The sequence below is a fragment of the Salinicola lusitanus genome (genome assembly GCF_038648475.1).
Classification (GTDB): Bacteria; Pseudomonadota; Gammaproteobacteria; order Pseudomonadales; family Halomonadaceae; genus Salinicola; species Salinicola lusitanus.
Map to the genome: position 1 here is coordinate 4686708 of NZ_CP151919.1, position 21558 is coordinate 4708265.

The 21558-nt window shown below is 65.6% G+C and carries 16 protein-coding genes; 11 read left to right on the top strand and 5 right to left on the bottom strand.

The annotated features are described in order from the left end of the window. Positions 1 to 147 precede the first annotated feature (147 nt). The 4 genes from AAGT95_RS21205 to AAGT95_RS21220 form a co-directional block, all read right to left on the bottom strand. Positions 148 to 1614: a sodium:solute symporter family protein gene (locus AAGT95_RS21205; RefSeq protein WP_110598626.1), complete on the bottom strand. Its 1467-nt coding sequence runs from the start codon at positions 1612 to 1614 to the stop codon at positions 148 to 150. Positions 1615 to 1617: 3 nt separating this feature from the next. Continuing rightward, complete coding sequence (locus AAGT95_RS21210; RefSeq protein ID WP_342595044.1) at positions 1618 to 1806, bottom strand: hypothetical protein; 189 nt, start codon at positions 1804 to 1806, stop codon at positions 1618 to 1620. Between the two features lie 125 nt (positions 1807 to 1931). Next, positions 1932 to 4913, bottom strand: coding sequence for a c-type cytochrome (locus tag AAGT95_RS21215; RefSeq protein WP_342595045.1), 2982 nt, complete (start codon positions 4911 to 4913; stop codon positions 1932 to 1934). Then, complete coding sequence (locus AAGT95_RS21220; protein ID WP_110598629.1) at positions 4910 to 5404, bottom strand: (2Fe-2S)-binding protein; 495 nt, start codon at positions 5402 to 5404, stop codon at positions 4910 to 4912. The genes AAGT95_RS21215 and AAGT95_RS21220 overlap by 4 nt, the downstream gene beginning before the upstream one ends. A 453-nt stretch (positions 5405 to 5857) precedes the next feature. Here AAGT95_RS21220 and AAGT95_RS21225 point away from each other — a divergent pair, with 453 nt between their 5' ends. From AAGT95_RS21225 to AAGT95_RS21270, 10 genes are all read left to right on the top strand, one after another. Continuing rightward, positions 5858 to 7012 (top strand): FAD-dependent monooxygenase, encoded by a 1155-nt coding sequence (locus tag AAGT95_RS21225; RefSeq protein WP_280951652.1) that lies wholly within the window; start codon positions 5858 to 5860, stop codon positions 7010 to 7012. A 115-nt stretch (positions 7013 to 7127) separates the two neighbouring features. Beyond that, positions 7128 to 7943, top strand: a complete 816-nt coding sequence (locus AAGT95_RS21230) for an alpha/beta hydrolase (RefSeq protein WP_342595046.1) — start codon at positions 7128 to 7130, stop codon at positions 7941 to 7943. Between the two features lie 185 nt (positions 7944 to 8128). Beyond that, positions 8129 to 9439 (top strand): MFS transporter, encoded by a 1311-nt coding sequence (locus AAGT95_RS21235; protein WP_110598631.1) that lies wholly within the window; start codon positions 8129 to 8131, stop codon positions 9437 to 9439. A gap of 138 nt (positions 9440 to 9577) precedes the next feature. Beyond that, complete coding sequence (locus AAGT95_RS21240) at positions 9578 to 10564, top strand: TAXI family TRAP transporter solute-binding subunit (RefSeq protein ID WP_342595047.1); 987 nt, start codon at positions 9578 to 9580, stop codon at positions 10562 to 10564. A gap of 91 nt (positions 10565 to 10655) precedes the next feature. Next, the gene (locus tag AAGT95_RS21245; protein ID WP_342595048.1) at positions 10656 to 12590 is read left to right on the top strand and encodes a TRAP transporter fused permease subunit; all 1935 of its coding nucleotides are present in this window, start codon (positions 10656 to 10658) and stop codon (positions 12588 to 12590) included. A 32-nt stretch (positions 12591 to 12622) separates the two neighbouring features. Further along, positions 12623 to 13495 carry a carboxylating nicotinate-nucleotide diphosphorylase gene (gene nadC, locus AAGT95_RS21250; protein ID WP_342595049.1) on the top strand — a complete coding sequence of 291 codons (873 nt, stop codon included), beginning with the start codon at positions 12623 to 12625 and terminating at the stop codon, positions 13493 to 13495. A gap of 5 nt (positions 13496 to 13500) precedes the next feature. After that, positions 13501 to 15561: a phosphonate metabolism protein/1,5-bisphosphokinase (PRPP-forming) PhnN gene (gene phnN / locus AAGT95_RS21255; protein WP_342595050.1), complete on the top strand. Its 2061-nt coding sequence runs from the start codon at positions 13501 to 13503 to the stop codon at positions 15559 to 15561. Between the two features lie 7 nt (positions 15562 to 15568). After that, positions 15569 to 16735: an SIR2 family protein gene (locus AAGT95_RS21260; RefSeq protein WP_110598635.1), complete on the top strand. Its 1167-nt coding sequence runs from the start codon at positions 15569 to 15571 to the stop codon at positions 16733 to 16735. A 153-nt stretch (positions 16736 to 16888) separates the two neighbouring features. Further along, positions 16889 to 17593, top strand: a complete 705-nt coding sequence (locus AAGT95_RS21265; protein WP_157958366.1) for a maleate cis-trans isomerase family protein — start codon at positions 16889 to 16891, stop codon at positions 17591 to 17593. Between the two features lie 84 nt (positions 17594 to 17677). Continuing rightward, entirely contained in the window at positions 17678 to 18304 is a 627-nt protein-coding gene (locus tag AAGT95_RS21270; RefSeq protein ID WP_342595051.1) for an N-carbamoylsarcosine amidohydrolase, read from the top strand. A 122-nt stretch (positions 18305 to 18426) separates the two neighbouring features. On the opposite strand, the gene AAGT95_RS21275 is transcribed toward AAGT95_RS21270, so the two are convergent. Then, positions 18427 to 18918: a MarR family winged helix-turn-helix transcriptional regulator gene (locus AAGT95_RS21275; RefSeq protein ID WP_110599006.1), complete on the bottom strand. Its 492-nt coding sequence runs from the start codon at positions 18916 to 18918 to the stop codon at positions 18427 to 18429. A 380-nt stretch (positions 18919 to 19298) separates the two neighbouring features. Between AAGT95_RS21275 and AAGT95_RS21280 the strand changes: the two genes are divergently transcribed. Continuing rightward, a complete protein-coding gene (locus AAGT95_RS21280; RefSeq protein WP_342595052.1) occupies positions 19299 to 21554 on the top strand; it encodes a xanthine dehydrogenase family protein molybdopterin-binding subunit in 2256 nt (751 codons plus the stop codon). Positions 21555 to 21558: the final 4 nt, after the last annotated feature.

Consider the following 21558-nt stretch of genomic DNA (forward strand, 5'->3'; position numbering starts at 1 on the left):
GCGCGGTGATCGCAGCCAAGAGGGGGGAGCGTCTTGCCATCGCCATCGCGCCCGGCTGGCGTTGATCCCGGCCTTTCAGCCGCCGCACAGGACGAGCCCGGCACAGCGCCGGGCTCGTCCTGTCGTCACGCCTGCCGCTGACTCATCTCAGCGCCGCCTGGCGGTCTCCATGAACTCGTCGGCCCGCTCGCGATTGGCCCGGGTCACCAGGCTGACCGCCACGAACAGCACCACCGCGACCGGCAGCGCCCAGATCCCCGCCGGCAGCCCCAGCGGTTTGACACCGCTCAGGTAGAGATAGATGACGACCAGGCCGCCGCCGACGATGCTCGCAAGCGCCCCGACCGCCGTACCGCGCTGCCAGTAGAAGGCCCCGATGATCGCCGGCACGATCACCACCAGCCCCGTCGAGGCCGCCACGGAGAGCACCGCAATCAGGTTGAGTTGCAGCTCAGCGAACAGGAAGGCGAGGATCGCGATGATCGGCAACACCCACTTGCCCACCTTGAGCTGCCTGGACTCGCTGGCATCGATAACGACATTGGCATAGACGTCCCTCGACAGCATCGAGGAGAGCGTCAGCATGATCGAGTCGATGGTCGAGACCGCAGCGGCCAGAATCCCCACCATGACGATCACGCCGAGCACGGGCGGCACATGTTCGGAAGCCAGCAGCGTCGGCGTTGCCAGATCCGACTTGGCCAGATCGGGGAATGCCACCAGCGCCGAGAAGCCCCACAGCACCGAGACCACGGTGTAGATGAAGCCGAAGATCAGAAAGCCGATCAGCATCTGGCGCATCGACTTGAGCGATGACGGCATGAACAGACGCTGGCTGACCTGGGGGTTGGAGAGGCTGAAGAAGAACCAGGGGATGGTCAGCCCCAGGAAAGTGGTGAAACTGAACAGGCCGGGGCCGGGTACGCTGAGAGAAGCCGGGTGCTCGCTGGCCAGCGTGTCGAACAGTTCCGAAAAGCCGCCGAGCGAATGGACCACGAGAAGCGCCACCAGCGTCGAGGCGACGATCATGAACAACGCCTGCAGCGAATCGGTCCACATCACCGAACGGATCCCGGCAATGTAGGAAAACAGGATCGCCAGCAGCGTCGACACGATCACACCGGTGGTGAACGAGATCGCCCCGCCGCTCATGCCCGCCAGCAGGTAGCCGACGCCAGCCAGTTGCACCGCGGCGTAAGGGATCAGAAACACGCAGCTGGCGACGGCGGTCGCCACCGCGACTTTCCCGTTGCCATAGCGATGACCCAGCATCTCGCTCGGCGTGACGAAACCGAAGCGCTTGCCCACCGCCCAGAACCGGGGCCCGAAGATTGCCACCAGCGAAACGCCGGCGAAGTAGACGATCTCGAACCCGAACGCCCCGACGCCGCCGGCATAGGTGAGTCCCGCCAGCCCCACCATCATGAACGCACTGTAGGTCGTGGCGCTGTAGCTGAGCGCCGAGACAAAGCCATTCATCTGGCGATTGCCGAGAAAGTAGCCGGACATGTCGACGCCCTTGCCGTTGGTCGCCTCGCCCCGCGACAGGTAGGCGACCACCACGGCCACCACGAGATAGATGAGGACCGCTCCCCAGATCAGATTGGTACTCATGGTTCAGTTCCCCGACTCGTCCTTGAAACCCTGGGTGATCATGATGTTGGCGACGATGACCAGGACGCCGACGACAAACCAGAACAGAAAGCTGCCGTACCAGGCCTGCACCTGTCCGAGCAGACCGTAGGGCACCACGTAACACGAAAGGACCAGCGCCCAGACGAGCCAGATCCAGCGGCGAGAATTCATTGCGTCACTCCTTTATTGTTGCCGTTGTCATCGAAATCGCTGCTATCGAAACCGTTGTTGTCGAGACACGCGTTACCGCCCCGCGTTGGCGAGATCCGCTATCGAGCCGATGCCGCCAGCGTCGCTCATGGCGACGACGCACCGCGCAGCTCGCCGATTGTTGTTGAAAGATGTTCCCAGGCCGGCTGGTCTGGGGCGAAACGCGCGCGCAGGTAACTCACCAAGGCGGTGAGCTGGCTGTCGCTGAAGTCGGTACGGAACCCGGGCATCTCGCCAGCGCTTCCCGCGCTCGAACCGGGCGCCACGACGCCGTCGAGGATGGCCTGAATGACATTGTCCGGGCGCGCGCTGTGAAGGTTGGTGTTGAGCGCCAGCGAGGTCTCCGCCCGGGAATAGACCGGCATGTCGCCGCCTTCGTGACACGAAGCACAAGCGCCATTGTAGAGTCGCTCTCCGGCATCGAACCCCGGCGGCGTGGCGGTCGAGAGGGCCAGACGATGGTCGGCGATCTCGGAGGCCTGCGCGGCATCGACCGCGCTCGGCATGAACGACGCCACGTAATGCGCGATGGCGCGCACATCGCTCTCCGGCAACTCGCCCAGCCCCGCCACCACCGGCGCCATCGGCCCGGCGGCAACCCCATGGTGCGCCGCCCGGCCGGTGCGGAGATAATCGTACAGCGCGGCTTCGCTCCACGGCACCGGGGCCTTCGACAGTTGACTCAACGCCGGCGCCTCCCAGCCGTCGACCAGCGCGCCGGCAAAATGGTCATCGCCGCGCTTCTCCGCCCCTAGCGCATTACGCGGCGAATGGCAGGCGCTGCAATGCCCAGCACCTTCGGCCAGATAGGCGCCGCGATTCCACAGTGCGCTCCGCGTCGGGTCCGGCGTGAAGGGTTTGGCGTCGTGATACAACAGGTTCCAGCCCGCCATCAGTCCGCGGATATTGAAAGGAAAACGCATCTGATTGTCCACGGCAGGCGACGCCACCGCCGGTTGCGCCATCAGGTACGCATACAGCGATTGGAGGTCGGTGTCGCTCAGCTTGGCAAACGCCGTATAGGGGAAGGCCGGGTAGAGATGGCTACCGTCGCGGCTGATGCCGTGACGCATGGCGCGCGCGAAGGCCGCATACGGCCAGCGGCCGATACCGGTCAACTCGTCGGGCGTGATATTGGTGCTGTAGACGGTTCCGAACGGGGTCTCGAAGGCGCGTCCCCCCACGTTGGTCGCGCCACCTTCGCTGGCGGTGTGGCAAACCGCACAGTCGCCGGCCTCGGCGACCAGCCGCCCGCGTTCGATGGTCGCCTGGGAGTAGAGATTCGCGGCGGGGCGTGGCACCGGGTCGATCGCCGCCTTCCACGGCAACCCCACCGCCGCCGCGCCGCCGAGCGAGATCAGCGACGCGGCGGCGGCGCCCACCCAGCGCCAGCGCCGCCTACCCACGGATGACGCCGCCCTGGCGCCTCGAGCATCGCCGCCGGTCGACTCACGCAGCCCGGCGCGAATGCGCGCCGCCGTGAAAGGCGGCTCGCGAAAACGCTGCCCGGTGGCGTCGAACAGCGCATTGGCGATCGCTGCCGTGCCCGGGGCCAGCGTCTGCGCGCTGAGACGCAGAGGCATCGTGACCGGGCTGTCGGCGGTGCCGTTCGGGGCCAGGGCATCCGGCACGCGCGCCGGCAAGGCATGGCCGCCGGCATCCAGTGTCAGCGCATCGATGGCCGGTAGCGTCGGAGGTGACGCATCGGCAAGCTCGCCCCACTCGTCGATGCCGTCAGCGTGGCGCAGCAGCAGCGTCGACTCGGGTAGCAGTTGCCGACGCAGCGCCGCGGCCAGCGCCGCCCTGTCGACCGGCTCGCCGGCGTCCTGCCCCACGACCATGCGGGTCAACTGAACGCTCCCCGTCACCGGATCGACGCTGACATCGGCGATCCAGGCGGAACGGGTGCCACTCTCCCACTCCCCCTTGGCATCCGGCAGGTGACAGTAGGCGAATCCTCGACCCGTCAGCAGCCCGACGCCGCCCTCGACGGGATCGGGCGTCGGCTTCGGGTGCCAGGCCGCGCGCTGGCGGACGGCCTCGATCAGCGCCTGGCCGCGGCGATCATCGAGGTGCCGCAGCCGCAGATCGAGCGGATCGCTCGCCTGTTGCCGGCTCCACTCATCGAGGAACGACTCTTCGGCGAAGACACGCACACGATCGCTTGCCCTGCCGCTCTCGTCGCCCTCTCGAACGGGATTGGCACGCCGATAAGGCGAGCGTGCCGGCCGGCCGGCCGGCGCTCCGGCGGGCTCGGTGACCCCAGTCAGCAGCAGCGCCATGGCCGGCGCGGGTCTCGCCGCCCCGTACCCCAGTGCCAGCGCATCCAGTGTGTGCCCACCACTGGCCGCCACTTCCCACGTCTCGGCCAGGCCCAGCGCGTCGACGTCACGCTGATAGTCGGCATCCAGCCAGATCGCGACCGGCGCCCCGACCTGCCGCGACACCAGCGCCGCGTCTGCGGCGGCATCGTCACAGGCGAGACGACCCAGGCTTGTCTCCTCCTGATCGCTGCGCTCGCTGGAGAAATCGATCGCGGCCGGCGCCAGCGAAAGCAGTGCCGCGAGATCACCACGCAGGGCTTCGGGCGTGGCGGTGTCGACCCACAGGCTGGCCCGGGCCGGGGAGACATCGGCAATCACCCAGCCGGCACGCTCCCCCCAACGCAGGCGATTGGGCCAACCGTAGCGCCGGACCATGCCGTCCGTCCGTCGGCGATCGACCACTGCCCCGCGCCCGTCCGATCGCTCGCTACCCACGCCGAGGTGGTCGTCCCACAGCGGTGGTGGCGTCCAGTGCAGGCGCAGGCGCCGGGCTGCCTGTCGCGCCAGCTCAGGATCGGCCGCCACCACCGCCACGAAATTGGCGATCTCGACCACGGTGGTGACGGTGGCCCACTCGCCCAGCGAGGCGTGATCGATATCCAGCAGTCTCGAACAGCCGAAGCGGCCCTCGTGAAACGCGACGTCGGGGGGCCGGACGACCACGGCATAGCGAAGGAGACCGGGAAGCGCGTCGAAATCGCCGGGGAGCGGGGGGCGGTCGACGGACGAGGCCGGCACACTCATTCGCTGCCCCCCGGCGCCACGCCGGCGGCATCGAGTTCGGCCGCCAGGGTGGCAGCTTCGAGAATCTCGACATGGGTTCCGCAACGGCAAAGATTGTATTTGAGCGCGCCGACGATCTGGTCAGGTGACGGCTGCGCGCAGTGATTGAGCAGCCCCCGCACCGTCATGATCATGCCATTGAGACAGTAGCCGCACTGGGCCGCCTGACATTCGATGAACGCGGTCTGCACCGGATCGAGCCGGCCCGACGCGCCCAGGCCCTCGAGCGTGACGACGTCGCGGCCGGCCACGGCCCCCAGAGAGATCACGCAGGAGCGGGCAACACGACCCTCGACCAGTACGCTGCAGGCCCCGCACTGACCCAGACCGCAACCGTACTTGGGGCCATTGAGACAGAGGTCGTTGCGCAGAACCTGAAGTAGCGGGGTCGCGGGATCGAGCGGCAGGTGCCGCACTTGGCCATTGACCCGCAAATCGATGCTGTCCGTCATGCCGTTCTCGATTGGAGTTATTCGTCAATTTGGCACTACCGTGGTGCAAACTCGAACGCCATCGTACCCTTATAGTGCATACACCAGAAATGGCGATATCTAAACTTATACCACCCTCGCCAAGCGTAAAACAAGCGGCCTTTAAAACGCCCCTAGAATATAATTTTATACTTCAAAAACAATGGTTTTATAAAGACCTAGCACGTCCTGGCCGGTCTTGAGATTTCCGATGGAGAAAACCGTTGACTTGCCAATATACGGCGTATACGTTGTTTTTAACAGTCATGCCGGCCTGCCATCAGGGGACTGGATTGCGACCGGGGCAGCAACCATTGCCAGTCGAGACGGCGCTCCCAGCGACCACGTCGGGGTCGGGGTCGGGATAGCGCTAGCCGGCGAGGGCCATGGCCCGGCGACAGCCGCTGCAAGACAACAATCTATCGAGGAAAGAACATGAGTCAGAAACCGATGTCACCGAAACCCAGAGTGGCGGTCATCGGCGCCGGCCTGGGTGGCGCCGCCGTGGCCGCGCTGCTGCAGAAAGCGGGTTATCCAACTCAGGTCTATGAACAGGCACCTGAATTCTCCCGGCTGGGCGCCGGAATCCATCTGGGTCCCAACGTCATGAAGGTGATGCGCCAGATCGGCATCGAGGAACGGCTCGAAGCGATGGGGTCGCACCCGGATTACTGGTTCAGTCGCGACGGCGTCAGCGGCGACTATCAGTCACGCATACCCCTGGGCGAGTTCGCGAAGCGGGAGTACGGCGCCGCCTATATCACCGTGCATCGCGGCGACCTGCACGCCCTGATGGTCGAAGCCCTCGATCCGAGCCAGCTGCATTTCGACAGGCGGCTGACGAGCGTCGACGACACCGGCAGCGAGGTGATCATGCGCTTCGCGGATGGCAACACCGAGACGGCCGACCTGGTCATCGGCGCCGACGGCGTCAACTCGCGCATTCGCGAAACGCTGCTGGGCGCGGAGGATCCCACCTACAGCGGCTGGATTGCCCACCGCGCCATCGTCGATGCGGAAAAGCTCAAGGCCTACGATCTCGATTTCGAGTCGTGCGTGAAGTGGTGGTCGCCGGACAAGCACATGATGGTCTACTACGTCACCGGCGATCAGCGCGAGTACTACTACGTCACGGGCGTGAAGACTCCCGACTGGCAGCATGGCACGTCGTTCGTCGACAGCTCGAAAGAAGAGATGCGCGAAATTTTCCACGACTATCATCCCGTGGTTCAGGCCTTGATCGACTGCACCGAAGCGGTGACCAAATGGCCACTGCTGGAACGTAACCCGCTGCCGATCTGGCACAAGGGGCGCCTGGTGCTGCTCGGCGACGCCTGCCATCCGATGAAGCCTCACATGGCGCAGGGCGCGGCCATGGCGATCGAGGACGCCGCAGTGCTGGTCCGTAGCCTGGAAGCGGTCGGCCCCGAGCATTACGCCGACGCCTTCGAACTCTACAAGACCAACCGCTTCGAGCGCGCCTCGCGGGTGCAGCAGGTCTCTCACGACAACACCTGGCTGCGGCAGGAAGAAGACCCGGCCTGGGTATTCGGCCATGACGTGACCACCCAGGAACTCAAGGCACCCTGATGCATTGCCAAACGGCCACGGCCCGGGCGGCCGGCAGTCACAGCCGAGACGCCGGAACGCCGCTCGCTGGCCGGCGTATCGACGCCTCCCAGACGTCCACGAGGAAAGACCCGACATGAGCACTTATCTCTACGGCGCCAATGTCCATGCCAACGGCATTCGTCAGCACTATCTGCGTTTCGGCGGCGAACGCGCTGCGACCGGCCAGCCGCTGGTGCTGATTCCCGGCATCACCAGCCCGGCGATCACCTGGGCTTTCGTGGCCGAGCGTCTGGGCGAGAATTTCGATACCTACGTTCTCGACGTGCGTGGCCGAGGCCTCTCGTCGACCGGCCCGGAACTCGCCTATGACACCGATACCTGCGCCGCCGACGCCACTGCTTTCATTGCCGCGCTGGGGCTCGAGAACGTCATTCTGGCGGGTCATTCGATGGGTGCCCGCTTCGCGATCCGCGCCGCCAGCCGCGGCGTGCCGACGCTCGACAAGCTGGTACTGATCGATCCCCCGGTCTCCGGGCCAGGCCGACGCGAGTACCCCAGCAAACTGCCGTGGTACGTCGACTCCATTCGCGACTGCATCAAGGGCTGCGACCTGGAGACGATGCGCCAGTACTGCCCGACGTGGAGCGACGACCAGCTAGCGCTGCGAGCGGAGTGGCTGCATACCTGCTTCGAGCCGGCCATCGTGCAGGCCTTCGAGGAGTTTCATACGGTCGATATCCATCAGGACCTGTCTGCAATCACGGTGCCGACGCTGCTGATCTGCGCGGGCAGAGGTGGCGTCATCCAGCCGCCCGACCAGCAGGAGATCCGCCAACGATTGCCGGCGATCCGGATAACCACGGCGCAGGATGCCGGCCACATGATCCCGTGGGATGACTTCGAGGGGTTCTTCGCCGCCTTCGAGGATTTTCTGGGCCGCAGGCTCTGACGGCATCGATAGTCCGATAGAGACGGCACAACGGCAAAGAGATCATCAACACCACTGCCAACGAGGATCCGGTGCCGCCATGAATGCTGTGGCGACATCGACGAAGACCGCCCCCGCGGCGGTCGGCCCGGCGATCGCATCAGACAGACGATGACAACCAGCAACAACAACGATCGGGAATCGCTATGTCCACCCTCTCCTCGGTGGCCGGCACTGCAGAGGTGTCGCCACACGACGAACTCTACCGACGCGTGATCTGGCGGCTGATACCGCTGTTGGGATTGTGCTACCTGACGGCCTATCTCGATCGGATCAACATCGGCTTCGCCAAGCTGCAGATGGCCGAACAGCTGTCGTTCAGCGAGACCGCCTACGGTCTCGGCGCCGGGCTGTTCTTCGTCGGCTACATCCTGTTCGAAGTGCCCAGCAACCTGGTGCTGGAGAAGGTCGGGGCGAGGCTCTGGCTCGCCCGCATCATGATCAGCTGGGGCATCCTCTCCGGCCTGACGATGCTGGTGACCCAGGCCTGGCAGTTCTATCTGCTGCGCTTTCTGCTGGGCGCGGCGGAGGCCGGATTTCTGCCCGGGGTGCTGTTCTATCTCACCGGCTGGTTCCCCTCCTGGCGCCGCGCCCGCATCATCGCCCTGTTCATGATCGGCCTGCCGCTCTCCAGTCTCGTCGGCGGGCCGCTCTCCGGCGCCATCATGACCTTTGCCGACGGCTGGCACGGACTGTTCGGCTGGCAATGGCTATTCCTGCTGGAGGCGATTCCCACGGTCATTCTCGGGCTGGTCCTGCTGGTGGCACTGCCCGACAGCCCGCGTCAGGCCAAGTGGCTGAATACCGACGAGCGGCAGGCGCTGGAATCGGAGCTTGCCCGCGACAGCGCCGCCAACCCGAGTCGGCAGACCACTTTTCGCGACGGCTTCTTCAACCTGAAGGTGTGGATGCTGGGCGGCATCGATTTCGCCATCCTGCTGAGTGCCTACGCCATCGGCTTCTGGCTGCCGACCTTCATTCACAACGCCGGCGTCGGCGACAGCTCGACCATCGGCTGGCTGACCTCGATACCCAGCCTGGCGGGACTGGTCGGGATGCTGCTGGTCGGCTTCAGTTCCGACCGCCATCGCGAACGCCGCTGGCATATCATCGTGCCGTTTCTGATCGGCGCGGCGGCGATGTCGCTGAGCACGCTATTCGCCCACAACGCCGTGGCGACCGTGACCGTATTCGCCATCGCATCGGGCGCGATCATGGGCGCGATTCCGGTCTTTTTCAGCCTGCCGGCGACCTTTCTCAAGGGACAGGCGGCGGCGACCGGATTCGCGCTTGCCTGTTCGCTGGCCAATATCGCGGGCCTGGTCAGCAATTCGCTGATGGGCTGGATTCTGGATCTCACGGGGAGCAGTGCAATCGCCCTGCTCTGCTTCGCGGCGGCCCTGCTGTTGGGATGCCTGCTGGTCCTGGCCTTGCCCGGTCATCAGGTCAACCGCTGAGCCGCGCCTTGTCACCATCGCCAACAGGAGCCGAAGCCCCACCCAATCCACGACAACCTTGATTACACTCATCGACCTCGTAGCGCGTCGGAAGCCCGTTTCTCGAACAACACAACGACAAATCTGGAGAACAGAGCAATGATCAAGCAACTCATCACCGCTGGCGTGATCGTCACCAGCCTCGGGCTCGGCTTGTCGGCCCAGGCCGAGCCGTTCAACGAAAACCTGTGCGGTGGCAGTCCGAATGGCCTGTGGCAGCTGCTGGGTGTCGGCATGGACGGCGTGCTCAAGGCCGAGAATCCGAATTCCAGCGTCACCTACCAGACCTCGTCCGGCGGCTTTGCCAACATCATCCAGATGCAGGGCGATACCTGTGACCTCGCCATCGTCCACGCTGGCGAAGCGATGAAGGCGATCTCCGGCGAGCCGCCATTCCCCAAGGCAGTGAACAACTTCCGGGCGATCGGCGTGCTGTACAACTGGGCCCCGATGCAGTGGGTCCTGACCCAGGACTTCTCCGATGAGTACGGCATCCACTCGCTGCAGGATATCGCCGACAAGAAGCCACCGCTGAGGCTGGTGCTCAATCGCAAGGGCATTCTCCCCTCGATGGTCGGAGAATCGTCTCTCGAAGCGCTCGGCGTGACCCCGGACGACATCGAGTCCTGGGGGGGCAGCGTGGTCTACCAGGGTTCCGCGGTCGCCACCGAGCTGGTCCAGAACCGTCGCGCCGACATGTGGGCCAACGAGACCTTCGTTGGCAGCAGCGCGATCAGTGGCATGGCGGAAAATCGCCCGATGACCCTGCTGGCAGTGCCGGATAGCGTGATCAAGGCCATGGAGGAGGAGTACGGCGACAAGCCCTATACCGTACCGGCCGATGCCTATACCTGGCTCGATCATCCGGTTCAGACGCATACCGCCGCGGCCATGCTGGTGGCGCCGGCCACGATGGCCGACGATGAGGCCTACCGCATCACCAAGGATCTGATCGAACACATCGACGTCATGCAGGGGGTGCACCCGGCGATGAAGCAGCTCACACCCGAGACCCTGCTCGAGCAGTCGGTGGTCGAGCTGCACCCCGGCGCCAAGCGCGCTTACGAGGAGGCGGGTCTACTCTAGGTCCGCGCGGCGCCGGAAGCCTCGGTGACCGGCGCCGGCGAGCCCGCTCAGCCCACTCGACCTCACGACACCACTCTCATGGGACGACAACATGACTCGCGGTAATCTCACTCGCCTGGCCAACGGCCTGATGTCGACGGGGCGCCGCCGCCAGCCGCAAGGCGTCTTCAGCTGGCTGCTGAAGTGCTATGCGGCCGTCATTGCCCTGTGGGTGATCTGGACGACGATCTTCTCCACGGCGGACGTGCTGGCGCTGACCATCGTCTTCCTGACCCTGATGCTGGTGCTGGTGTTCTTCCTGATCGCGCCCAACGACAAACCCGGAGCGGAGACGCCGAGTCCGCTCGACTGGGGTCTGGTGGTTGCCAGTGCCGCCTGCGCCATCTTCTTCATCGGTTCGATCGACGATCTGGCCAACCGGATCAGCCTGTTGACGCCGCTGACCTCGGCACAGCTCGGCTTCGGTGTGCTGATCACCCTGCTCACCCTGGAGGCCACACGTCGCACCGTCGGTCTCGGCCTGACCCTCATCGCCACCGTTTTCATCATCTACAATCTCGCCGGGCACCTGCTGTCGGGGATGTTCCGTCACGGCTACCTGCCGCTATCCTATTTCATCGACGTCAACGTCTATACCAGCGACGGACTGTTCGGCGTTCCGGTTCGCGTCGCCGCCACCTACGCCTTTCTGTTCGTGATGTTCGGGACCTTTCTCGACAGCGTTCGCGGCGGCGATTTCTTCTTCAATCTCGCCGCCCGCCTGACCGGGCGCTCGACCGGCGGGCCGGCCAAGGTCGCGGTGATCTCCTCGGCGCTGTTCGGTACGGTTTCCGGAAGCCCCACCGCGGACGTGGTCACCACCGGCTCCATCACCATTCCACTGATGCAGCGCCTCGGTTTCTCGCGCAACCTGGCGGCCGGGATAGAAGTCGCCGCCTCCACCGGAGGCAGTATCCTGCCGCCGGTCATGGGCTCGGTCGCCTTCATCATGGCCGAGTACACCGGCATCGCCTACAGCGAGATCATCATCGCCGCGCTGGTCCCCGCACTGCTCTACTACATGGGCGTACTGGTGCAGGTGCACCTGTACTGCAAGCGCCACGGGCTCGGCCAGCTGGCAGCCGAGGAGGTGCCGTCATGGTCTACCGTAAAGCGTGGCGCCTGGCTATTCCTGATCCCGCTGGCGGCGATGGTGATTCCGCTGGTGATCGGTTACTCGCCGACCTTCGTGGCGCTGTTCGGCACCGGCGCGATCGTGATCTGCTCGCTGTTCAGTCGCCGACACCGGCTGACACCGAAGTCGCTGCTCGACGCCCTGGCCACCACCACCTTTCGCATGGTCGGCGTCACGGCCGCCTGCGCCGCGGCAGGACTGGTGATCGGCGGCATCACCATGACAGGCCTCGCGACCAAGTTCTCCTCGATCGTGATGCTGCTGGCCGGCGACAGCACCTTCATGACGCTGTTCTTCACCGCGATCATCACCATCATCCTCGGCATGGGCATGCCGACACCCAGCGCCTACATTCTGGCCGCCGTACTGCTCGGACCGACCCTGGTCAACACGCTCGGGCTGCCGATGATGTCGTCGCATCTGTTCATCCTCTACTACGCGGTACTCTCGGCATTGACGCCACCGGTCGCCGTCGCGGCCTACGCGGCATCGGCGATCTGCGGGGGTAACCCGGTGAGCATCGCGGCGCAGGCGGTACGCCTGGCGATCTTCGCCTTCGTGTTCCCGTTCGCCATCGTCTACAACCCCAGCATCACGCTGGACGGCACGCTGCTGAGCTGCGGGCTGGAGATCGCCCAGGCCTTCATCGCGACCCTGGCCATCGCCATTGCCACCGAGGGCTATCTCCGCCAGCGGTTGTCTCCCGGCGTACGACTTCTGCTGATGGCTGCCGGGCTGACCCTGCTCTCTCCGAGCGGCTGGCCCGTACTCGGCGGCCTCATCGTGGTTGCCGTCATCGTCGCGTATCAACTGTCCGGCGCTGGCGCTCGTCGCCCGGCAACCCATCCGTGAACACGCCCTGACCCCCAACAAGGAGCATCGACATGATCCTCGAAAGACGAACGGCCCCCCAGGCCTGGCAGCTCGACCCGCTGGTGCTGGACGACCAGATCCGAGCCTTCCTGCGTGAAGATATCGGCTACTTCGATCTCACCGCGACGCTGCTGATCGACCCCGAGCTGCCCGGACGCTTCGAGATGCGCGCTCGGGAACCGATGACGCTCGCCGGCCTTGCCGCTGCCGCCCGCGTCTTCACGTTCTACGACGCCAGCATTCAGGTCGAGGTGCTGGCAAGGGATGGCCAGCAGGTCGACAAGGGCACCACCCTGCTCAGGATCGCAGGTCCGGCGCGCAGCATTCTGACCGCCGAACGCACCGCACTGAACCTGGTTCAGCATCTTTCCGGCATTGCCACCGTCACCGCGGCCTATATCGAGCGGATCGCCGGCACCCGGGCGCAATTGATCGATTCCCGCAAGACCACGCCAGGGCTCCGCGCCATGGAGAAGCACGCCGTGGCCTGCGGTGGCGGTCGCAATCACCGCCTGGGTCTGGACAACGGCATCATGCTCAAGGACAACCACATCGCCGTCTGCGGCAGCATCACCGCCGCCGTCGCCCGCGCCAGGTCCAGCGTGCCGGTGCTGACCAAGGTCGAGGTCGAGTGCGACCGCCTCGACCAGGTGGAAGAAGCGCTCGCCGCCGGGGCCGACGTGATCATGCTCGACAACATGGCGGTGGAAGAGATGCAGCGGGCGGTGGCCATGGTCGATGGCCGTGTCCTGCTGGAGGCTTCCGGTGGCGTGCGCCTGGAGACCATTCGCGCCATCGCCGAGACCGGCGTCGACTTCATCTCGGTCGGACGCATCACGCAGTCGTCGCCAGCGCTGGACATCGGCCTCGACGACGCGGAGTGAGCGGGATGCGTTCGAACAATCCGCCGCGCGGCTTACTGGTACTGGTCGTCGGCCCCAGCGGGGCCGGCAAGGATACCCTGATGGAGCGGGCGCTGACCGACTACGCCTGCACCCGGCACGTGATCCTGGCGCGGCGGATCATCACCCGTCCTGCCGGTGCGGGCGGTGAGAATCATCAGGCGATGAGCGACGCGGATTTCGACGCGGCGCTCGACGCCGGCGAGTTCCTGATCCACTGGCGTGCGCACGGCCTGCGCTATGCGCTGCCCGCGGCGATTCGCGATGACCTGGCCCGCGGGCGCACGGTGCTGGCCAATGTGTCGCGCAAGGTCATCGGCGCCATCGCCGAACTGGGGCTGCCGGTCGCGGTGATCGAAGTCACGGCAGCGCGCGAGGTGCGCGCCCAGCGCCTGGCGATGCGTGGGCGCGAAACCGCCAGCGACATCCTCGGCCGGCTCGAGACGCTGGCGTGGCAGCCACCGCAAGGGGTGGACCACTACTGCATCGATAACGGTGCCGACCTGGACACCGGCATCGAACGCTTTCTCATCGCGCTGGCCCGGGCCTGTGGTGGCGACACGCCGATTCGCCACCTGCCGATCGATAGCGGTCCTCGCCTGATCGGCTTCCTGTCGCTGCGCCACCCGCTGCACGATGCGATACAGGCGCTGCCCACGCCCCGCGTCGAGGTCGACATCCTCGGCCGGCCGCTGGTGCTGGAAGTGCAGTGGGTCGACGACGATCACTGGCTGGCTCCCGACGCCATCGGCCTGGCGCGCGCCACCCTGGCCCGGCTCGGGCTGATCGCCGGCATGTCCTTGCAGCTGCAACCGGCACCGCCGCCTGCCGGCGCACCGGCGCTGCGGCGCAAGCTTCGCGGTCAGTCATTGAACGAAGACGAGTTCTTCGGCGTGGTCCACGACATCGCCGACAACCGCTTCGACGAAGCCTCGACCGGGGCATTCCTGGCCAGCCTGGCCAATCACCTCGACGACGACGAGATCATCGCGCTGACCCGCGCCCGGGCCCGGATCGCCCAGACGCTGCACTGGGATCGCCCGATGGTGGTCGACAAGCACTCGATCGGTGGACTCCCCGGCAGCCGGATCACGCTGATCGTGATCCCGATCGTCGCCGCGCATGGGCTGACCATTCCCAAGGCGTCGTCGCGGGCGATCACCTCGCCGGCCGGCACCGCCGATACCATGGCGCTGTTTGCCAACGTCGAGCTCGGCCCGGACGACGTCCGCCGCGTCGTCAACGGGGCCAACGGCTGTATCGCCTGGAACGGACATCTGTCGCACACGCCTTTCGACGACATGACCAACGCCATCGTGCGGCCGCTGGATCTGGACTCGGCGCGGATGAGCGTCGCTTCCATCCTGTCCAAGAAGCTGGCCGCCGGCGTCACCCATCTGGTCGTCGATCTGCCGACGGGGCCCCAGGCCAAGTTGCCGACCCGGGAGAAGGCGCAGGAGCTGAAGCGGCTGATGGAGTCGGTGGGCGCCGCGCTCGGCATCCGGGTACTGGCACGGATCACCGATGGCACTCAGCCGGTGGGCAGGGGCATCGGCCCCAACCTGGAAGCACGCGATGTCCTCCAGGTGCTGAACAACGACCCCGACGCGCCGCAGGACCTGCGTGACAAGGCGCTCGATTTCGCCGGTGCCCTGCTCGACTGGGCGCCGGACGTGAGGCCCGGCGAGGGGCGGGCGCGCGCCAAGGACCTGCTCGCCAGTGGCGCGGCAAAGGCCCGCTTCGAGCGCATCATCGACCTGCAGGGTCGGCGTGGACTTCCGGCCGCGCCCGGGCCTTTTCACGCCGATATCGTCGCGCCGGCTAGCGGCCGCATCGACCATATCGATATCTGGCGACTCAACTCGATCGCTCGACTCACCGGCGCCCCGGGCGACACACTGGCCGGACTCGACCTCGCCGCTCGCAAGGGCGAGCGGGTCGACATCGGTCAACCGCTCTACCGGCTATATGCCTCCAGCCAAGGCGCGCTCGACCGGGTCGTCGCCTTTGCCCGGACCGGCAACGCCTTCGAGCTGAAACGGGAGTGATGACGCCATGTCGCGGACGGATGTAAGCAACGACGCCACGGTCGACGCCTTCGGGCGTCTGATCGGCAGCCTGCTCGATCAGAATCTCGATCAGCGCAAGCCGCCGGTGGTGACATTCTGGTGCGGTGCCGGGTTCTCCAAGGCGTGGGACCCGCGCTCCCCCACCGACGGCGAGCTGTTCGCGATCGATCTCGATGATATTCGTGACTTCCCCAACCTGCAGCACCTGATGCACGTCATCGGCTGGGAGGATTACCGTCATCTCGATTTCGAACGCTTCAAGAACCTGCGCTACGTGCTCGACATGCAGGTGCGCTATCCCGATATCCGCAACCGGTATTTCGACGATCAGAACCTGCGTCTGAGCATCAACGAGTTGCGAACGCTGGTCATGCGCCGCTTCACCGCCGCCTGCGACATTCACAACGTCGACGACGACACTCTGCGTTTCACCTCGCCTTACGACAGCGACGGCCAGCGCGCCATCGTGCGCCTGTTCGCCGCGCTGGAAGACCGTGCCAGCAGCGCCAATCTGGGCGCCAACTGGCCGCTGTACCATTTCCTGACCACCAACTACGACTTCACCATCGAGACCATCCTCGAACACGTCTATCGCCAGAACGCGCCGGTCTTCGGCCGTCTCTATCGGGGCGTCACGCCTCAGCGGATCTGCGGCGGCACGATCTGGGAACACCTGCCGCGTACCGTCGACCGCAACGTGATCAAGATCAACGGTGGATTCGAGATTCTGCCGACGGCCCAGGGCTTCGACTTCGAATATCGCCAGCGCAGCGACGCCGAGATTCGCCAGGAGCCGCCGCTGCTGATCCTGCCATCCCAGGTCCAGGACTACGACGAGCCCTATTTCCATCAGGTCTTCCCCAAGGCCGTGCGGCTGTTGCGGGAGACCGATGTCCTGGTGATCGTCGGGTACAGCATGCCGCAGGAAGACTCCCTGGTGCGCTTCATCCTGCGTCAGCTCGCCGAGAGCCCCTTCGACGCCACCGGCAAGCACGTCTTCGTCATCGATACCAAGAACCACGCCACCATCAAGTCGCGACTGGAAGAGATGTTCTTCTATCTGCCGCGCACCGGCTGGCCGCGCGAGCACTATTTCAGCGGCCGTTTCGAAGATTTCTGTCAACGCGTCGTCGAGCTGGGCGAGGGGCGGTAGCGCCATGCCCGCCCACTCGACGTGTCACGACCATGAGCCCGAGCGCAGCCCGCCCGTGCCGTAATCGCAATGCCCCCAGGCCTGTTCACCGAGGAAAGTGCCATGACCCAGCTCTATCGCATCGGCCAGATCGTCCCGAGCTCCAACGTCACCATGGAAACCGAGATTCCCGCGATGCTGACCGCCCGGCAACTCATCCGCCCGGATCAACGGTTCACCTTCCACTCCAGCCGAATGCGCATGAAGACCGTACGCAAGGAGGAGCTGGCCGCCATGGACGGGGAGTCCGATCGCTGTGCGCTGGAACTCTCCGATGCCCATGTCGATGTGATGGGCTATGCGTGTCTGGTCGCGATCATGTCGATGGGCCCCGGCTACCACCGTGAATCGCAGAAGCGCCTTCATCAGCGCAGCGTCGAGAACGGGCACCCCACGCCGGTCATCACCAGCGCGGGCGCGCTGGTCGATGCGCTGAAAGTGATGAACGCCCGCCGCGTCGTCGTCGTGGCACCCTACATGAAGCCGCTCACCGAGCTGGTGGTGAACTACATCCGCGAAGAGGGGGTCGAGGTGCTCGGTTATCGCGCCCTGGAGATACCCGACAACCTCGATGTCGCCCGCCACGACCCGATGCGCCTGCCGGAGATCGTCGCCGAACTCGACTTCAGCGACGCCGATGCCATCGTGCTGTCGGCGTGCGTGCAGATGCCGTCGCTGGCTGCCGTTTCCAAGGTCGAGGCATTGACCGGCAAGCCCGTGGTGACCGCCGCCATCGCCACCACCTACGCCATGCTCAAGGCACTCGATCTCGAGCCCGTCGTGCCGGGTGCCGGCGCGCTGCTCTCGGGCGCCTATTGAGCAGCGGCCTCGCCAGCAGGCAAGCCCGCGACCGGACTGACCTGCTTTCCGCTATTCCTAAAGCCCATTATCGAGGGGATCGTCATGTCTGAATCCGCCGCCAGCAACTATGCCGGCGTATGGGGCAACCGCATCGGCTTCGGCCACAAGGCTGCCCTGCTGGTCATCGATTTCATGAAGGGATATACCACCGAAGGGGCGCCGCTCTACGCCCCGGGCGTGGTCGCCGCCGTCAGGCTAGGTGGTGAGCTGTTGCAGGTCGCCCGCGAGACCGCGACCCCGATCATCCACACCAATATTCGCTATCAGCCCGGCAGCTTCCAGGATGGCGGCATGTGGGTGAAAAAGGCCCCGGTGATGCGGGACATGGTCGAGGGCAACCCGCTGGCCGAATTCTGCGCCGAGGTGACGCCACGAGAGGACGAACTGGTCATCACCAAGCAGTACGCCAGTGCGTTTTTCGGCACCTCGCTGGCACCGACGCTGCATAGCCAGGGCGTCGACACGCTGATCGTGATCGGCTGCTCCACCAGCGGCTGCGTGCGGGCAACCGCCGTCGACGGCGTGCAGCACGGGTTCCGCGTCATGGTGGTTCGCGATGGCGTCGGCGATCGCCATGAAGGGCCGCACGAGGCCAATTTGTTCGACATCGACAGCAAGTATGGCGACGTCATCGACAGCGGCGAGGCCATGGCGTGGCTCAAGCGTTGAGAAACCCGTGTCGAACGCCACAGCGCTCGACTCGGGGTACGATTGGACTGCTCTCGAGAGCTCGGGGCCGACACCGATCCAGATCCAGCAGCGTCGCGCGGTGACCGGCCGGACAAGGGTCGTCACTCCTCCGAGGCGTTCATCTTCTCCAGCAGATGCATGAGCGCCACGCGCTCGGCGGGATTGAGCTTGCCCATCGTCATGTCGGAGATACGCTTGGCTCGCGGCACCATCGTCGCGACCAGCTCGCGTCCGGCCAGGGTGATGTCGACGATCACCTTGCGTTGATCGTTGGGATCGGATGACAGCGATATCCAGTCACGCGCCTTGAGCCGCTTGATCACGCCGCGGATGGTGGCGGGGTCGATGGCCGTCGCCTTGACCAGATCGGTCAGCGCGCTAGGGCCGTTGTCCATGATCGTGCAGAGCGTGACGAACTGAATGGCGGTGAGCTGCTTGTCACAGCTCTGGCTTTGGAAGATCGCGGTATGCCGCTGATAGGCACGCCGCAGCAGATGGCCAACCTGCTCGGAGAATTCGTAGTCCTGCTGGTGGGGCGTCGCGGCGGCGTTCGGTTCCACTTCATCGACGGCATGGTCGAAGGAATTCGACATGATCTCACTCTCCAAGCACCATCCTCCAAGCCTCGCCCTGCCGCCACCGCCGGCCGGATACCGTCGATTCGCGTCGCGGCGGTGGGCGCAGCAAACGGCGGGGAAAGCTCAGAGCGTGGCTGTGATTTTAGGCGTAGTCGCTGTAATTTCTGGGAAAAATACTACACCATTTGGTCAAATTTCATCCACCCACAAATATAAAGAATCGCCACTCAGCTGTTTTTCATGAATTAATCAGGAGCTGATGGCGAGAAAGGAAATCATCGGCGAACGCAGGAACAGTGTCTACGCGCCTTTTTGCGCGCAACGGGTGACCCACCGGTCGCCAGCCAGCCTGTTTCTGGCGGAGACTTTCCCTACAACAACAGAGGCCGTAAGGCATGACGTCGACTTCACTCCCCACTCGCGAGCATCTACTGCAGGGCTCCGACATGCTGGTGGTCTACCGCGCCCCGGTGATACCGCCGAAGCCCGCCCCCGGCCAGCCGGGCACACGCTCCGATTTCATCCCCACCGAGCCGGAGCTGTTCATCGCCCTGCTCGCCGATGGCCGCTTCCTTGCCTTCAACGGCCACGTCGACCTGGGCACCGGCGTCCGTACTGCGCTGGCGCAGATCGTCGCGGAGGAGCTCGATGTCGATGTCGAGCGCGTCATCATGGTATTGGGCCATCCGTTCGAGGTGCCGAACCAGGGGCCGACCATCGCCAGCGCCACCATCCAGATCTCCGCCACCCCCCTGCGCTGCGCTGCCGCCCAGGCCAGGCAGTACCTGCTGGCGCGGGCCGCCAGGCGCCTCGACATACCGGCGCAACAGCTGCAGGTCGACGACGGGGTCGTTGCCGTGGTCCCGGGCGATGCCAGCCGCGCGCTGCGTTACGAATCACTACTGGTCGGCGAGCGCGTCGCGCTCGAACTCGACACCGAGATACCGACCAAGGCGCGCCGTGACTACCGGGTAGTGGGCCGCAGCACGCCGCGGGTCGACATCCCCGCCAAGGCCAGCGGCGAGTTCGTCTATGTCCACGATGTTCGCCTGCCCGGCATGCTGCACGGGCGCGTCGTGCGCCCACCTTACGCGGGGCATGATCTGGGCCCGTTCGTCGGTCGCAGCCTGATCGAGGCCGACGAGGCGTCTGTGCGAGGCCTGCCGGGTTTCGTTGCCCTGGTCGTCAAGGGGGACTTCGTCGGCGTCGTGGCCGAGCGGGAAGAACAGGCCACGCTCGCCGCCAGGCGCCTCAAGGTCCGCTGGCGTCCACTGCCGGCACTTCCCGATCTCGACGATCTGGAGACCGCGCTGCGCCGCCAGCCGGCCGAACGTCGGCCGTTGCTGCAGCAAGGCGACGTCGATGCGGCGCTGGCCACGGCATCGACGGTACTCGAGCGCACCTATCTCTGGCCCTATCAGTTGCATGGGTCGATCGGCCCCTCCTGTTCGGTCGCCGATTATCGCGACAGCTATCTGACGCTTCATTCCGGCACCCAGAATCCGCACAGCCTGCGTGCCGATATCGCGACGCTGCTGGCCATGGACGAAAGCCGTATCGAGATCCGCCGCCATGAAGCGGCCGGCTGCTACGGGCGCAACTGTGCCGACGACGTCGGCGCCGACGCCGCGCTGCTGTCGAGCGCCGTGGGCCGGCCGGTGCGCGTGCAGCTGGATCGCGCTCAGGAACACGAGTGGGAGCCGAAGGGAACCGCGCAGTTGATGGATATCCGCGGCGGCAGCGACGCCGACGGCAAGCTGTGCGCCTACGACTTCGTCACCCGCTACCCCTCCAACGACGCCCCGACGCTGGCCCTGCTGTTGACCGGCGCCAGACAGCCCAGCGACGTGCCTTTTCAGATGGGGGATCGCACTTCGGTGCCTCCTTATCGCTACCCGCACCTGAGAGTCGCCTGCGACGATGTCGCGCCGATCGTCCGCGCCTCCTGGCTACGCGGGGTCTCGGCCCTTCCCAACTGTTTCGCTCACGAGAACTTCATCGACGAGCTGGCCGAACGTGCCGGCGTCGACCCGGTGGAATATCGGCTACACTACCTGGAGCCCCGCGCGCAGGCGCTGGTGGCCGCCGTCGCCGAGCGGGTCAACTGGTTCGGCCGATCGTCGGCAAGCGCTGTCGGCGATGGCTGGTCCGAGGGCCATGGTTTCGCCTACGGCCACTACGTGCACAGCAGGTTTCCGGGATTCGGCGCGGCCTACGCCGCCTGGGCGGTGACGCTCCAGGTTCATCGCGAGAGCGGCCGGATTCGTGTCTTGCGCCTCACGGTGGGTCAGGATGCGGGACTGATGGTCAATCCCGCCGGCGTGCGCCATCAGGTTCACGGCAACGTCATCCAGACCCTGAGCCGAACGCTGAAGGAGTGCGTGAGCTTCGAACGGGGCCTGCCGGTCAGTCGCGAATGGGGCGGCTATCCGATCCTGCGATTCGACGAACTGCCGCACATCGATCTGCTGCTGCTCGACAATGCCGACGAGGCGCCGCTGGGCGTGGGTGAATCCACGTCACTGCCCGGGGCCCCGGCCATCGCCGCGGCGCTTTTCGATGCCACCGGCGTCCGCTTTCGCGAGCCCCCCTTCACCCCGGAGCGGGTGCGGGCGGCGTTGGCTTCGGCAGGGTCGACGGTCGCCGCCTGATCCG